Origin of the sequence: Lacticaseibacillus absianus (assembly GCF_013407595.1) — a bacterium.
Taxonomy (GTDB): domain Bacteria; phylum Bacillota; class Bacilli; order Lactobacillales; family Lactobacillaceae; genus Lacticaseibacillus; species Lacticaseibacillus absianus.
The window spans coordinates 310006-323688 of sequence record NZ_JABEKX010000002.1 but is presented as its reverse complement, the minus strand read 5'-3'; the positions used below and the strand labels follow the sequence as shown (position 1 = coordinate 323688).

The following is a 13683-nucleotide window of genomic DNA, read 5'->3' as shown; positions in this document are numbered from 1 at the left end:
GGTAGGCTCAGCTTTTAGGCTGGCCGGCGCTGTCATTCCCCCGCTGGTGCTCCCTTGACGCCTGCTTCCTTGCCCAAAATAACCGCGTTGATGGACGGAGTTTCGGTCAGGACGGTCGCAAGCTTCTCAGCCGCGCCCTCATCCGTCGCCTTGATCACAGTCGGCTTGGACGTGTAAGACGCAGTGGCCTTGAAGCTACCAGGGTCTGTCGCGTTGCCGCCCTTGTCCGTGATATCAGAGAAGGTGACGGTACCGGTCCGCGACTCGGTCAGCTCAAGCTTGCCGCTATCGCCGATCGTGAAATTGTTCTCGCGGAACCATTTATTACGCGATGCCCCAGTCTGATCAGCCAGTGCCGCGATCAGGTCCTGAGCTGGATCCCCGAAGGAACGGTCACCAGAGAACGCGAGCGACCGCGTTGACCCGGTGACGGTGGTCGTCTCCTGCCCACCGCCGTTGTAGTAAGACTTGGAGCTCTTCTTGTCTTCTTGAGTGACGTCGACCGTCTCGATACCATCGCCGATGTAGGCGAGGTTTTCAGGGATCGCGCCATCCTCAGTCAGATCACCCACGAAGTACTCGGTGAGGAAGTTTTCCTCGATGGAGCCGTGAGTCAGCAGTTCTTTTGCAGTTTTTTCAACCATGATTGGCCTCCTAATTAATGATTACTGTGGTCTTGAAGCTAGCGGCGTAGACCGAGTAGTCCACGCCGGCGTCTTCGACAGTGCTGCGGTACGCTGGGCTGTCGGTCATCTCCGCTTTCACGAACTGGAAGGACTGATTCGCAGAGCGAACGTCCACGCTACCCGCATGCTCGACAGCCGCGATGATGCGGTTGAGCAGCGCGATCGCGTCCACCGGCTCCGGCAGCTTGGTCATGACTGTGAACGCATAGGCCCGGCGAACGCGACCGTTGTAGAAGCGTTTGACCTCGCTGGTCGGCTTCACGATGTACGCGATACCCGGGCCAGATTCGTCTTGCCGCCCGACTGACACATCAGCAGGTAGCGTGACTTGCGATTTGATGTACTTGATGACCTGTACATCTAGGTCTAGCGTGTCTTCTGTCATCCAATCAACCTCCCTACGACAAACGTCTCCCAGCCCGCCATGTTTGCATCGGCCGCGCGCTCGATCCAATCTGGGCCAGCGTTTGAATGATTACCCTTGAAGTAGTTGAGCGCCTCACCGTTGGGGTGCTTGGGCTTGTGGCCCACCAGCACCTTACCGACGAAAACGTAGTGCGCGTATGGCGCACCGTACACAATCGTCCAGTTGGCCCCTGCATCCAGCACGTTGACGCTATCGCTAGCAAGATAACCCCACTCTGGAGCTGCGCTTGCTGGGACGAATGGTTCAGCTCCTTCGCGCACCTTGTAGGCAAGCTCCCCAGTCACGTTGCCCGGGTCAGCAAGACGGCCAGCCCAAGCCCCGAACCCAACCGTTGTCATGCGAGCCACACCTCCCAGTGATGCGGGGTCGGCAGCCACGCCTTGAGCGCATCGATCTGCACGACCTGGCCGCTACCGCCCGGGTAGTTGACAGTGTCGCCCAGCTTGATGGAGTAGCTGTCAGCGTTGACCGAGTTCAGCGCGTCGATGAAGACTACCGTGTTACCGAGATGCTGCATGAACGCCGCCTCGCCGCTACCACCAGTCACCTGTTTTTTGGTGACCGGTTGCACGAGGACTCGTTCGAAGTGATGTTTCGCCGGATCGCCTTGGTCTTCAAACGCGGTCGATGAGTGATGCTCAACCACATCAATTGAGTCAACCAGCGCGTCGATTGGGATTGGATCCACGTCCTTAGCCATACTGATGCACACCTCCATACAGGAGCCCAGTCGGCTGTAGGTAGCGAACCACCCGCTGGTCGATCGCACCGTCTGCCGCCACGCTCGCGTCTGCGGATGTGGTCGGCTTGGTCATCGAGAAGGACCCGACGGTGAAGGACTTAGCGCTATCGTGCGATGCTGCGCGTTCGTTGGCCGTGATGCCGCCCTGGTCTTGGTAGAACTCAACCTGAGCACAGATAGCGTTCTTGACGCGCGTCTGATCGGTCACGAGTTGCAGGTCGGCTAGCGTGTGATCATCAAAAAAGCCGCGACACAGGTTGTTCACCTCAGCCTCGGCCTCGTGCTCATAGCGCGCCCACTTGCTCTCGTCTACATCCATCCCGAAAAAGGCGGTCTTGTAGTAGTTCTGATCCACCAGTGCTGTCATCGCGGTCACCTCCTACTAGCCTTCGGCGGCAGCTACCGGCGTAGCCTTGACGATTGCGGAAGCGGGACTGTCCCCGGCGGCGTTGGTGGTGATGACCTTGACCTGATACTCAGTATCGTTGGTCAGCCCGTCCACGGTGCCGGTCAGCTTCGTTGGATCGGCGATCGCGACGTCTGTCCACTTGCTGCCGTCCGAAGAGTAGCTCAGCTTGAGCGCGGTGGCAGCGGAGCCACCGTTTGCGGCGCCCAGCTTGATCGTGTAGTCGAGCTTGGCATCACCAGCAGTCAGCGTCACGGTCGGCGCCGTGAGGGCGACGTCCTTCACCTTGAAAGCCGGGACGTCGACCTTATCAGACGTGTTGGTGCCGTCAGAAAAGGCGCCCTGGTAGTCGCCAGCAGCGACCGCCGTGTTGGGCGCCAGTCCGGTAATGGCGGCGCTAGTCGCGTCACCAGTGAAGGCGGGAGTTTCCTCCCCCTTCTTGAAAATCACGAGATTCTCAGCCATGATTGGCCTCCTTTCAGCCTACAGTTACATTTGCACCGTCTGCAGTAGGCTCGGCGTTAAGCGCCGACGGTGCGGTCATTTTCCCGCGTCAGGTTCTACCTTCGTGGACAGGTTCGTGGTGTCCTTGGTGGACTTCACGCGCTTGGAGCCACGAGGCGAGGTCGGCTTTACCGCTGGATCCTGAGCCCCATCGCCAGCAACCTCGGAGTTGTCGCCGATGACCAGAATCTTGGTGTCATCGTAGATCGCGACACCGTAGATGGCGTCGGCGTTGAACTTGGTAAGCTTGCGGTCCATGTCACGGCCGGATTCTGCGTTGACACCCCGCTTCATGTACGTGCGCAGCGCGCCTGGCTTGATCGCCAGTTGGGTGCCCACCGGCAACTTCTTGCTGGTCTGAATCTCCCATCCGAGTACACGGCCGATAGAGCCGCTGACCAGTACGCTGTCGCCAAGATCGGTCTGCCGGGTCCAGTCACCGGACTCAGTCTTCATGATCGCCGCACGCAGCGTCCGCATGTCCTTCGGGTTCATGAAGAGTACGCCAGCAGATGCGGACGCTTGGTCTTCCACCTTGTACGGACTATTGTCGTCATCGAAAGTGTTCTCGATCGCGTCGATCAGGGAAACGTCCAGGGTAGCAGGCTCTGCAATCTTCAAACGCGCATCAAGCGCCGCGTTGAGCGCATCGTAGTCCATCTTGGCGGCAATCCCGTTGGTGATCTGCTTTCGGCCTTCGCCGACAGGATCGCCGTAGCCGATCAGCGTGGACTCATCCGTGAATGACAGGCCCTTGGCGGCCTTCTTGATGGTGAGCTGGGTCGTGCCGGTCGTCAGCTGATCGTACTGAATTGCTTCGCCTTCAGCGACGTCCTTGGCGTCACCGGTATAGTTGAAGCGTGGCACAGTGACGGTGTCGCCAGGGCGGCCTTCCAGCGTTTCGTCTACCGGAGCCAGCTGGCGAAAGGCCAAACGCTTCGGCAGTTCAGCAGAGATGATGGCGCCCATGACTTCCGGGTCGATCATTTGAGATGCAGTGGTCGGATTAATATCAGGCATGTGTTAGTTCCTCCTTTTACTTAAAAAGCCCAGCGTATTCGGCTGGGTGAGTGCGTTTGAATTCAAGTTGGTCTGCCGTCTTCATTTTGATGAAGTCGGATAGGGTGGTGCCGGTCGGGGCACCCGAAGCCGGGTCGTCAACGATCGCAGTCCCGTCAGCGTTGGCCGCCGCGGTTCCCTCACCTTTGAAGGCCGGGTTGCGCGTGAGCACGCTCTTGAGCGCCTCGTCGATCGTCTTAGCCGGGTTGGCCTTGTCGGCCAGTTCCACACGTGCGAGCGCCAGAGCATCGCCGATATGTGATTCCGCGACCCCCTGCTTGTATGCGGCGAGCTGGGCCTCGGCATTGTCCGCGCGGCTTGACTCTTTAGAGAGCTTGCCAGTGGTCTTGTCGAGTTCTGCTTGCGCCGCTTGCAGGTCGGTGCGGTTGGCCGCCTCCGCGTCAGCGTGGGCCTGGACGATCGCCTTTAGATCATCGATGCTATCCACCCCGACGTCCTTAAGCAGGTCAGCGGTCGGGTCGGGTGCTGGATCCGTAGCGGCCGCAGGGGAACCCGCGGGAGCCCCGCTGCCGCCGTTACCGGCGTCTGGTGCAAAGTGGAAAAGGTTGTGCTTGAACATGCTGTGTCCTCCTTTTGGGCATAGAAATAGAGCAGTTTATAGGGTCTTGCTCGGGACCCATGGTATTAAAAAAGCATCTTTTTACGCTCTCTCTGTCTCAGGTCGTGCTTCCGTGAAGTATAGCCTCGCGTGAGTAGTCACGGCGAATCACGTCTGAGCGACCGCTCACGAACCCTCTTAGGTTCGATTGCCGCGTCCGCACCAGACGTTCAGCGCGAGAGATATGTGCATCTGTGCCGAACTCCTTAGCCGCCTCCAACTCACGCTTGGCCGCGCGCACCTCACGCTCGAGGCGCCGCTGTTGCTGTTTGAGCTGGTAAATTTCATTGTTGCTGTCGGGATCAAGCGTGTCTGTCAGGGGCGTGTCGTAGCCCGGCACATATGGCATGACATAGTGGTGACAGTTGATACCGCCAAGCCCACCGCCGCTGCCGAAGTTGGTCGCACCGTAAAGGTCCGGGTACTCGCTAGCGTCTCCACTGACCGAGTAGATCTGTCCCTGGTACTGCAGGTGTGTAGGCCGGCACCCGATGTGACTGCTGACCTTGACTAGCCCACTGGTCTCCTTAGTGCGAGCGATCATGACGTCGTTGGTCGTCTGCTTGACTTGATTCTGCACGACTAAGCGGAGATAGGTGTCGGGCTGCCAGTGACGGCCAGCCTTGTCGACCAGCGTCGGGATCCCCTGCGCTGACCATTTGGTTGCAGCCTGCGCTAGACCCTCACGCGGCGTCTTGCCATTCTTAATAGACAGTGCCGCGTCGGACACGATACCCTTAAAAACGCGCTGACCTTCCTTGTCCATACCGCGCATCGCCATAGCCAGGTAGTCACGCGACTTGGTGCGCGCAGCCGAAACAATCTTGTTGACGGCGTGCGACTCCTCGAGCGACTGTGGCGCTTTAAACGCGCCACCCTTGGCAGCGGCGGCCAGCCATGGCTCCACGAGCTTCTGCTGTGCAATCGGCACTCGCCGCACGTCTTGGTCCAGTTGCTTGGCGATCCGCGTGAAGGGCTCGACCTCGGCCTTGCGGATGAACTTAGACACCTCGCCCGCATGGCTGATCAGCTCCTGCCGCCAGTCGTCTGGTTGCAGGTCGTCCTTGCCCGCGCTGTGCTTGCTGAGGAGTGAGACGATAAAGACCCAGGCCGCACCCGCTAGGCCGGCGGCCAGCTTCTCGGCGTTGTCAGACAAAGCGTCCAAGTCTTCTGGGTTAAGCGTCATCGTCTTCACCCGCCGTCTTAGTCAGCACATCTTCGACGTCCGGGTCGCTCTCATCGGCCTTGATCTCCGCCAGCCACTTATCAGCCGTTTCGTCGTCCAAGGCGTTGGCGCGCTTGATCGCCTCACGCTGAGGCATCAACGTCTTGTTGCCGGTGACAGTCTGGTAGTACTTGGCGTTCTCGTCGCGGTCCTTGGCGATGCTGTCGTCGAAGTTGACTACGATCGTAACGTCCGCCGTGTCGCTGTACTGGACGCCTGTCGCGTTCTTGGCGAGTTCCAGACACGATGTAGCCAAGTCTTGGATAAAGCGCTCCACGAGCGTCTCATGGCTATTTTTGGTCTGGTAGGTCTCAGAGTTTTGACTGACGACCTCGGTAGCCGTCTTGAGCGCCTCGCCGTCGAAACTGAAAGTCCCCGCAGAGAAGCCGACCTGGGCCGCGTAGACCCGAAGAAGGCTGTTGATCGTGTCGATGAACTGGTCGTTTCGCAGTGGAAGCGTGATGTCCTTGATCTCGTCACGCTGCGTGCCGGTTTGGTTACCCTTGTAAGACTGGTAGACGCGCTCGCGCCAATCGACAACCCACTTGCGCTTGCCAGTCTTTGGATCCTTGACGTCCGCCAGCATATAGTCCGGTGCCACGATCCGGCGCCGCCCCATCTGCATCTCTTGCATCAGGCCGTTGTACGCTTCATCCAGCATGCGTAGCGTATCCACCGCGTTAGCATAGATTGGCACACCCAACGGCGAATTCAGGTTGAAGTTGTTGGCGATGTTCGGCTTGAGATATTGGAAGGTCGGTCGCGTGTAGGTCGCCTTATCATACAGCGACTTCTCCTTGAGCTGTGGGTAGACCTCCGATAGCGGGCACCGGGTGCCCAGGTCGCTTCCATTGGTCGTGGTCGACCGGTAGAGCTGGTTCTCCACGATGTAGTACTGATCATCCTCGCGGTGCCACTCCAGCAAAGTGTAGTGCTTCCCGTCGACTACCTTGGAGCTAGCGATCACGCATTCCGTGATCCCGTTAGCGTCCTGGCTGATCGGGATAATGGAGTCAGCCGCCGCAAAGCGGATCTTCACCTCACCGTCGTTGACATACTCGCGGGCCACCATACCGCCGGTGGCGTAGCAGTACTCCAGCCATCTCTCCATATTGACCTTGAAGTGGTTGCGCTCGAGGATCTGCTGCAACATCATGTTAGGCTCGTTCTGGTCGTCAGTTGCTGTCGTTTTGCCGGGCTGCGGCTCGTGGTCGCGCTCATAGGCAGTGATCGTCGCGGCCCGATTGAAGACCAGCGTCGCCATACGCTTCGCGCTGACCTTCGGCATGTGCAGTGACATGGTCGCGTCGATATGCGGGTTCCCTTCCCGATCGGTCCAGCGTTCGTTGAGCCACTCGGGCGCCCCTTGGTAGAGAGAGGTCCACGTGGTGATCCGCTGGAGCTCCGTGTCGTCCACAGTAAGTGACGGCACATCGGCCAGCGATTGGATCGTCTTAGCAAGTCCCATGCGAGCAAACACCCCCTTTATTTTTAGCCACAAGTCACGTAGCATAGGCTCTCACCTCACATGTAATTGAAATAGAAATGGTTCGCGGCGTAGCGGCTCTCGTCCATCGCGTGGTTGTTGGCGTCCACCGGGTGGCCCGAAGCCTCGTCGCGGACGTACATACCCAGCTCTTTGGTGAAGTCGTAGTGACCATACGGACAGCCGTCCGGCACCTCGACCAGGCGGAACTGGCCGTTAGCCATCAGGTTCTGCTGTCGCTGGATCCCGACCTCAATCCCTTTGCGGCCGCCAATCACCTCGTGGCCGTTGTTGTTGGACGTGGTCGCATCGATGCCGACCTTGATCAGCTCCATGCGCAGTGCCAGTGACGCCGGATCCACCTCAACCGCGCTATACTGCAAGCCGAAGTGCCGCGTGCACCACAAAATAAACTCCTTGAGCTGCGCCGCGTATGTCGACATGGCGCGCTGCTCACCGGTCTCTCGGCCAGAGTGGTAGAAGTTCGCTACTCTGTTCAGCACGTACTTCCACTCGCCGTCCACCACACGTCTAGTGACGATGTTGCAGCTCATGGTGGTCGCGTCGTCTTGCCCGGCGTCAGTCTCGAAGAACATCTCGACTGGCTCACCGATCAGGGTGGCATCCGTCATCGTGTCGGGATCAAAGATGGAGTAGATCAGCCCCTCGGGCATCACCCGCAGGCCCAGCCAGTCACGTTTGTACAGATATGGCGACTTCTTGAGTTGCGTCTCCATCTCGGCCAGCCGCTGCGGCGTCATGATTGGATTGTCGCTCATGCGCCAATGCAGCCAGTGCGCGTCGCGCTCCTGGAAGAACTTGATGATCGGGTCCTGTGGCGCCGGTGGGTTGAGGTCGGCCAAGTGGTATCGCACCTTGGCCGCAGCCGTTCGCCGGAACGTCTCGTTCAGGAACTCGAGGTTGAGCAAGTTGATTTCAGAGTAAGCCACGGATCCCAGCGACAAGCCACGAATTGCGTTGGCACTGTTGGACTTGGCACCACCCTTGAAGTAGATTTTCTTGTGTCCGCTCGGCAGATCGATTGCCAGGTGATCTCCCGACCGGTCATGACGTAGCTGACTGCACCCGTCGAAGATGTAGGCCAGCCCCATGCCGTCGCCTTCGATGAACAAGTTGTACGCCAGCTCCTGGTTATACGCGCTAACCAAGTGATCCTCGTCTGGGCTGATCATGTAAAACATGGCCAAACGCGAGTCGTCGGCCGCCGTTTTGCCAGCGCGGATTGAGCCTTCATTGACCTCGAAAAGATGGTCAAACGGTGAGAAGATGAAGCTCTGCTGCTTCGGTGAAAAAGTGATCTGGTCAGTGGTCGTCCTCATCCGCTCTCACCTCCTTTGGCATCAAAGCGGCAGCACTTTTCGCGAGCGCCTCAAGCAGCGGGTTCCTGTACCCTTCACCGCGCAAATCGTCGCGCTGCATTTCGGCCATGTCTGCCTCTGCAATAGCCCGTCGTGTCTGCGCATCGACCAGCCGGCTGGCCCCGGGATAGCGCTTGAGCAGCTCGCGCCCAGCAGCCATCCGATCCTTGATCGTCGGCGGGTTGTCATCGATGGTGACTGCGCCCTTTCCGGTGCCGACTGTAATCGTCTCTACAGCGTCTCCGCGAAGCACTGTCGTCAGATACTGCAGTACCTCATCGGCTTTAGCGATCTTCTCGGACTCCAGCTCACCCATGCGTTCTTGGATGGCTGACTGTATTCCCACATTCTCCAACATTTTTGAAGATTGGGACTTCGCATAAGAGGTTGAGTACCCCGCCGAAACCGCGGCCTGATAGGCATTTCCGGACTGTACATATTCATCAACAAATTTCTGCTGTTTGGCTTTTAGTGTCATTACATCTCACCACACCTCCACTCGGGCTCGCCGATCTCCATGATGTCTACCAACCGGACCGCCAGCCACCGTCCATCATCTACGATCAGTCGGACGCTGCCCTGATTGCCCTTCATCCATCGCTCGTAGTCCTTTGTTGCCATCGTCGCCGTCAGCGTCACGTAACTGTCCGATCCGCTGTCGGCTGGCCGCCAGATTCTGAGCTTCACTGTCATGTAGTCGCTGCTCATCTGACCGTCTCTTTTCCTCTCTGGCGATCTTGCCCAGAATCATCGCCTCGGTCCGGCAGACGTAGCCGAACTTCGTCCACATCATCTGACTCACTTGATCGCCTCCACGTAAAAAGCCGCCCGTAGGCGACTCGCATGACTGTTGCGCGCTATCAGTTTTCCGAGGAGGATTTCACATCCTTCAAGGTTTTTTTTCGTGCCACGCGCCTGCACTATGGCTCCCATCCCTTTGACAGGCTGAGAGTCGGAAGAAGAAGATATGTCGCTGATCGGGGCGGATCAGCAATGGCGGCCGGCCCTTCGACAGGTCGGTCGTCCCATGGTCGCTACCTTTGGACCATTGCATACTACAATCATAACTGGGTTTTTCGGTCATTTGGCTGAATCTTTCCGGGAAAAAAGGTGACTCACAGGTGACTACTAGGTGAAAACGAGGAGCTTTTGGCCTGGGTACGCCTCGGCAAACTCCAGAAGCGCCTTACGCTTCAAGTAGTCGACCACGTTATCACTGGTGGTGTTCATCCGTACCTGGATCTCATACTGCGACAGCTCCTCCGGTGTGCAGTAGCTGTAATACAGCACCCAGTAGCTCTGCGCGGGCAGTAGCGCCATCGCCCTGATGATCGTGTCGATGCTCTGCCGGGCGTCAAAGGTCTCAGTTAGTTTGCTCTCTGTCTGATTGCCGAAGGGCGTCGCCTTGGGCATGTCGCTGACCGTCGGTGACTTGATATCCACTAGCGGCCGCCCGGCCATGCGTGCTACCCGTCGAAAGTCCCTGAGCACGTCACGCGCCTTGTCCCGGCTCGCCTGCTCGTCGATGTCTGGTACCAGTCCCATGCTCAACGCTCCCCCTGTGATATAATGTGTCTGCAGTGGCGTTCCCAAGGGGGGCGCCTTTTTTTGCTAGAATGGCAGATCTTCATCCGAGATGTCGATCGGAGCCCCAGTATTTGCGAACGGATTCGGTCCTGCAATCGTCTGCGGGCTCGCGTAGCCCTGCTGGGCCGGCTGCCCACCGTAACCCTGCGCGGGGGTCTGAGCGGCTCCCTGTTGCTCCTGCGGCCGCGCCTGCGTGGTGGCCTTAGACTCCAGCAATGCGAAGTTGTCGACCACGACCTCTGTCACATAGACGCGCTGGCCTTGATTGTTCTCATAGTTTCGGGTCTGAATGTGGCCCTCAACCCCAATCAGCGACCCTTTGCGCGTGAAGTTGCTGAGGTTCTCGGCACTCTTGCGCCAGATCACGCAGTTGATGAAGTCGCTCTCGCGTTCCCCCTGTGCATTCGTAAAATGCCGGGTGACCGCTAGGTTGAACGACCCGACCGCGGTCCCGCTCTGCGTATACTTCAACTCGATGTCTCGGGTCAGCCGACCCGTCAGTGATACGTTGTTGATCATTTCGTTTCCTCCGTTAGTTTCCGTCCACACATCGGGCAAAAGTTGATTGGCACGAACGCCGCTTCTTCGCCACGCCTGACAGTCAGCAGTCGTTGGCCATTGAGAACTGCTTTCGACAGTTTGAATCGACTACCGTCGGCGACTTCCTGCCAGTCCTGCCTACCATGACAATACGGGCAATCTGGATCGCCGTCCGTGGCGGCAGCGTAACGAGCGCGGTAGTCTTCATAATCCGGAATTCCGCCCCATTCTTCGACCCGTTGCTTCTCGTCTTCTTCGTACGCAGCTAGCACTTCCTCGAACACCTCTTGCTTTGTCTCAGTCATGCATTTTCCTCCTCACCTTTCGTCTTGATCGGCCTTAGCTCATCCAAGCTCACGCCGAGCGCATCGGCTATTCTAATCACCGTACTCAACTTTGGGTCCTTGTTTTGACCGGACTTGATAGCGTAAATAGTCGAATTATTCTTGTACCCTGCCCGCTTGCTCAACTCCGCAGCGTCAATCCCTTGACGCTCTAATATTTTTTTAATCGAACACCACATACGCCTATTTTTTCGTGGTGGGGTTTTTCATTTTCACCATGAAGCTATAAACCGTTTCAACGCTGTCATGTTCTCCCTCCCGATTCGAAAGTGTTGTTTGCACGAGATCGAACGCTCCCGACTCAAGTCCTTCAATCAGTTCAGCCAAATATTTATTCATTTCGTTTCCTCCCTAGCTTTCCAGCCAATCCATCAAGAGTATTCCGCCCAAAAATACTACGCTCACCAGAACTCCGATCGCGATTGTACCTAGCGTCGCAACCGGGTCTTCGATGAGCTTAGCCGCGATGACAAGTAGCATGAACAGTCCGCCTGCAGCCATAATCGTATACCAGATCGTCTTGATCACTTTGGCGATCGCGTGTCTAGTCTTCCGGCTCATCGGCTTCCTCCTCAATCTGATACCCTTCCAGCCACGCGCGAGCGAATGCGTCCGGATGATCGTGCATCCAAGATAAGACTGCCGAATCCCCTTTTCGTCGCCATAGTACCCCGGTATCACGAAGTAAGTAATATACACTTTGATTAGGATTCTTTCGTTTCTTAGCTCGAATGTACTCACCCACCGCCTGTGGGATAACCGGCAGCTCCGCATACGTCTTCTTGAAGACTTCGTCCGCAATCGGCCAATGCTCACCGCTGACGCCGGTCGCGATCCAATCACCATCGTGGATCATAAGATCGCCTTCCATCGTCTCGATGATAATAATGATGGGGTCTCTGCCTAGTGCCGAGCTAGGCAGCAAATGACGGTAGACAAGCCCGTATCGTTTTACCATCTCGTCCGACCCGTCAAACTGCTCCGCGGTGATCGCGCCGCGCTTGTAAAATTTGTGTGCTGTCATAGAATATTCCCCCGTCGTCTCTGCGCGTTGAGCTCATGCTGCATACCGCGGAAGATTGCTTGGACAAGCTCTTTAGCTGACATTTGCTCCGATCCACGCATGGCTTCCACGATGCGGTCGCGGTCGGCGGGTGTGATGTCGTATGAGTTGTTGCTCCGTAGTCCGATGTACGGGTTGTCACCGCCCTTGATTACCTCCACCGCCTCCGCGTTGATGTAGTCCCCGCTGTCTAGCTTTACTAATGTCATTTCGACGCCTCCAATAGCTCCGGGTTCTCGTAGATATTACCGATGACTTCGCATTCTTGATTAACATGCCAGCGATTCGGGACTGGATGCTCTTTATCGAACATTTCGGGATCATCCGTGACAATTTGCGTCATCATCACGCCATTTGATGGCCAGATTCTAACTTCGCCAAAGATGTCAGCATCAACTGACCAATCAGAACCAATGAACCCAAGCGTAATTGGGTCATAATTCTCACCATATTCGCGTGTGAGATGGTATTTGATGATATCGCCTTCGTAGATCTCCCGCCCGTTCTTGTCGCGAAGGCCGGTGTACTGCATGAGCGGGGAATGGCGCATACTGAGCCACTCTTCATCGTCTACCAGCAACTCTTTGGTGTTGAGGTGAAGCTCCGCGACTTCGACCATCTCTTCGCCGTCCCACGCTCGAAACTTAATCTGTCTCATCTCGCACCTCCCGCCACTTGTGCAGTCCAACTGTAACTGTCACCTTGTCCCCCTCGTACTCGTCAATCGTGGACTGACGGTAGAAGTCGTGGTCTTCTGTACCGTGAGGCAGTTCAAGAATCTTTTGGATTCCCCGTCCCAACGCCCACAGCTCGTCACGTGTCATGCGCATGTAGATGTTTGATTCCATGTCGTTCACGTCTAGTTCGATAGCAAAGTCTGGTTTATTCATCGCGCACCTCCCCCAGTGCCGCACGCCAGCACCCTACCAACGCAGCCAAGCCGTTGTGCGTGAAGGTCATCGACACTTCCTGAACAGACCGACCGCGCTTTGTTCTTTTCGCAGTAACAATGTATTCTCCATCTTCGTTTGGCCCAACCAGCTGCATAGTGGCGGCTGCCCCGTCACGGTAATTTGCTTCGTTTTCAAGGTTCATCAGTCCTTCACCTCCGCTTTCTCGCAGTCGCCAAGTCCGTAGTAATCGATCTCGACGGCGGTGAGCTTTGCAAATTCTGACCCAACAGAATCCGGTTCGATGGTCAACTCACCGTCAGCAATCCGGTAGACGTAGTGCTTCACGTGTGGTACCTTGACGTTCCACCGCTTCGGCTTCTCGACCGTCCATCCGATGACGTAGGCGCGCATGAGGCGGTCTTCCAGAAGCACCTCATCGTCTCCCTGTTGTTCATGCTCGTATGCGTATCTAGCGATTACCGATGCGGGGCGCCACACGGTTGTGTTTTTGGCCTTTTTAAGCATCTCCGCTTCCGCTTCGCTCACCACGATTGGTGCGGTTTTCTCGACTACTTCGATGATTTCCGACCCGCCGGTGTTCGCCTTCACCTCTTCGGCCCACTTGCGTCCGCGATCGGTCGCGCTTAGAGGCTTTCTGTAATCGTCCATTCCCTCAAAATCCCAATACTTACCATTTTCATCTCTAACTGCAAACCAGCTCAT

Annotated in this window: 25 protein-coding genes; all 25 read right to left on the bottom strand. The window is 57.1% G+C overall.

From position 1 onward, the window contains the following. Positions 1 to 32: 32 nt before the first annotated feature. The 25 genes from HII33_RS06785 to HII33_RS06665 all read right to left on the bottom strand — a co-directional run bounded on the left by HII33_RS06785 (position 33) and on the right by HII33_RS06665 (position 13683). Positions 33 to 644 (bottom strand): phage tail tube protein, encoded by a 612-nt coding sequence (locus tag HII33_RS06785; protein ID WP_179395055.1) that lies wholly within the window; start codon positions 642 to 644, stop codon positions 33 to 35. A 10-nt stretch (positions 645 to 654) separates the two neighbouring features. Beyond that, entirely contained in the window at positions 655 to 1071 is a 417-nt protein-coding gene (locus HII33_RS06780) for a hypothetical protein (RefSeq protein WP_179395054.1), read from the bottom strand. Next, the gene (locus HII33_RS06775) at positions 1068 to 1451 is read right to left on the bottom strand and encodes a minor capsid protein (RefSeq protein WP_179395053.1); all 384 of its coding nucleotides are present in this window, start codon (positions 1449 to 1451) and stop codon (positions 1068 to 1070) included. Before HII33_RS06775 ends, HII33_RS06780 begins: the two co-directional genes overlap by 4 nt. Continuing rightward, the gene (locus tag HII33_RS06770; RefSeq protein ID WP_179395052.1) at positions 1448 to 1813 is read right to left on the bottom strand and encodes a putative minor capsid protein; all 366 of its coding nucleotides are present in this window, start codon (positions 1811 to 1813) and stop codon (positions 1448 to 1450) included. The genes HII33_RS06775 and HII33_RS06770 overlap by 4 nt, the downstream gene beginning before the upstream one ends. Beyond that, positions 1806 to 2222, bottom strand: a complete 417-nt coding sequence (locus tag HII33_RS06765) for a head-tail connector protein (RefSeq protein WP_179395051.1) — start codon at positions 2220 to 2222, stop codon at positions 1806 to 1808. The genes HII33_RS06770 and HII33_RS06765 overlap by 8 nt, the downstream gene beginning before the upstream one ends. A 15-nt stretch (positions 2223 to 2237) precedes the next feature. Beyond that, positions 2238 to 2726, bottom strand: a complete 489-nt coding sequence (locus HII33_RS06760; RefSeq protein WP_179395050.1) for a fibronectin type III domain-containing protein — start codon at positions 2724 to 2726, stop codon at positions 2238 to 2240. A 75-nt stretch (positions 2727 to 2801) separates the two neighbouring features. Next, a complete protein-coding gene (locus HII33_RS06755) occupies positions 2802 to 3785 on the bottom strand; it encodes a N4-gp56 family major capsid protein (RefSeq protein ID WP_179395049.1) in 984 nt (327 codons plus the stop codon). A gap of 16 nt (positions 3786 to 3801) precedes the next feature. Then, the gene (locus tag HII33_RS06750; protein WP_179395048.1) at positions 3802 to 4404 is read right to left on the bottom strand and encodes a hypothetical protein; all 603 of its coding nucleotides are present in this window, start codon (positions 4402 to 4404) and stop codon (positions 3802 to 3804) included. Between the two features lie 97 nt (positions 4405 to 4501). Further along, positions 4502 to 5629, bottom strand: a complete 1128-nt coding sequence (locus HII33_RS06745; RefSeq protein ID WP_179395047.1) for a phage minor capsid protein — start codon at positions 5627 to 5629, stop codon at positions 4502 to 4504. Then, positions 5619 to 7136 carry a phage portal protein gene (locus HII33_RS06740; RefSeq protein ID WP_179395046.1) on the bottom strand — a complete coding sequence of 506 codons (1518 nt, stop codon included), beginning with the start codon at positions 7134 to 7136 and terminating at the stop codon, positions 5619 to 5621. Before HII33_RS06740 ends, HII33_RS06745 begins: the two co-directional genes overlap by 11 nt. A gap of 56 nt (positions 7137 to 7192) precedes the next feature. Then, complete coding sequence (locus HII33_RS06735) at positions 7193 to 8494, bottom strand: PBSX family phage terminase large subunit (RefSeq protein ID WP_179395045.1); 1302 nt, start codon at positions 8492 to 8494, stop codon at positions 7193 to 7195. Continuing rightward, on the bottom strand, positions 8478 to 9011 hold the full coding sequence (locus HII33_RS06730; protein ID WP_179395044.1) for a terminase small subunit: 534 nt from the start codon (positions 9009 to 9011) through the stop codon (positions 8478 to 8480). Before HII33_RS06730 ends, HII33_RS06735 begins: the two co-directional genes overlap by 17 nt. Continuing rightward, positions 9011 to 9226, bottom strand: a complete 216-nt coding sequence (locus HII33_RS06725) for a hypothetical protein (RefSeq protein ID WP_179395043.1) — start codon at positions 9224 to 9226, stop codon at positions 9011 to 9013. Before HII33_RS06725 ends, HII33_RS06730 begins: the two co-directional genes overlap by 1 nt. A gap of 435 nt (positions 9227 to 9661) precedes the next feature. Continuing rightward, a complete protein-coding gene (locus HII33_RS06720; RefSeq protein ID WP_179395042.1) occupies positions 9662 to 10078 on the bottom strand; it encodes an ArpU family phage packaging/lysis transcriptional regulator in 417 nt (138 codons plus the stop codon). Between the two features lie 66 nt (positions 10079 to 10144). Then, a complete protein-coding gene (ssb, locus tag HII33_RS06715; RefSeq protein ID WP_179395041.1) occupies positions 10145 to 10639 on the bottom strand; it encodes a single-stranded DNA-binding protein in 495 nt (164 codons plus the stop codon). Beyond that, the gene (locus HII33_RS06710) at positions 10636 to 10965 is read right to left on the bottom strand and encodes a hypothetical protein (protein WP_179395040.1); all 330 of its coding nucleotides are present in this window, start codon (positions 10963 to 10965) and stop codon (positions 10636 to 10638) included. The genes ssb and HII33_RS06710 overlap by 4 nt, the downstream gene beginning before the upstream one ends. Further along, a complete protein-coding gene (locus tag HII33_RS06705) occupies positions 10962 to 11183 on the bottom strand; it encodes a helix-turn-helix domain-containing protein (protein WP_179395039.1) in 222 nt (73 codons plus the stop codon). The genes HII33_RS06710 and HII33_RS06705 overlap by 4 nt, the downstream gene beginning before the upstream one ends. A gap of 4 nt (positions 11184 to 11187) precedes the next feature. Continuing rightward, positions 11188 to 11343 (bottom strand): hypothetical protein, encoded by a 156-nt coding sequence (locus HII33_RS06700; protein WP_179395038.1) that lies wholly within the window; start codon positions 11341 to 11343, stop codon positions 11188 to 11190. 12 nt (positions 11344 to 11355) lie between these two features. Continuing rightward, the gene (locus HII33_RS06695) at positions 11356 to 11565 is read right to left on the bottom strand and encodes a hypothetical protein (protein WP_179395037.1); all 210 of its coding nucleotides are present in this window, start codon (positions 11563 to 11565) and stop codon (positions 11356 to 11358) included. Continuing rightward, on the bottom strand, positions 11549 to 12028 hold the full coding sequence (locus tag HII33_RS06690) for a DUF1642 domain-containing protein (RefSeq protein WP_179395036.1): 480 nt from the start codon (positions 12026 to 12028) through the stop codon (positions 11549 to 11551). The genes HII33_RS06695 and HII33_RS06690 overlap by 17 nt, the downstream gene beginning before the upstream one ends. Beyond that, positions 12025 to 12276 (bottom strand): hypothetical protein, encoded by a 252-nt coding sequence (locus HII33_RS06685; protein WP_179395035.1) that lies wholly within the window; start codon positions 12274 to 12276, stop codon positions 12025 to 12027. Before HII33_RS06685 ends, HII33_RS06690 begins: the two co-directional genes overlap by 4 nt. After that, positions 12273 to 12725 (bottom strand): YopX family protein, encoded by a 453-nt coding sequence (locus HII33_RS06680; protein WP_179395034.1) that lies wholly within the window; start codon positions 12723 to 12725, stop codon positions 12273 to 12275. The genes HII33_RS06685 and HII33_RS06680 overlap by 4 nt, the downstream gene beginning before the upstream one ends. Further along, positions 12712 to 12957 (bottom strand): hypothetical protein, encoded by a 246-nt coding sequence (locus HII33_RS06675; protein ID WP_179395033.1) that lies wholly within the window; start codon positions 12955 to 12957, stop codon positions 12712 to 12714. Before HII33_RS06675 ends, HII33_RS06680 begins: the two co-directional genes overlap by 14 nt. Next, complete coding sequence (locus tag HII33_RS06670; RefSeq protein ID WP_179395032.1) at positions 12950 to 13162, bottom strand: hypothetical protein; 213 nt, start codon at positions 13160 to 13162, stop codon at positions 12950 to 12952. The genes HII33_RS06675 and HII33_RS06670 overlap by 8 nt, the downstream gene beginning before the upstream one ends. Further along, on the bottom strand, positions 13162 to 13683 hold the full coding sequence (locus HII33_RS06665) for a DUF1642 domain-containing protein (protein ID WP_179395031.1): 522 nt from the start codon (positions 13681 to 13683) through the stop codon (positions 13162 to 13164). The genes HII33_RS06670 and HII33_RS06665 overlap by 1 nt, the downstream gene beginning before the upstream one ends.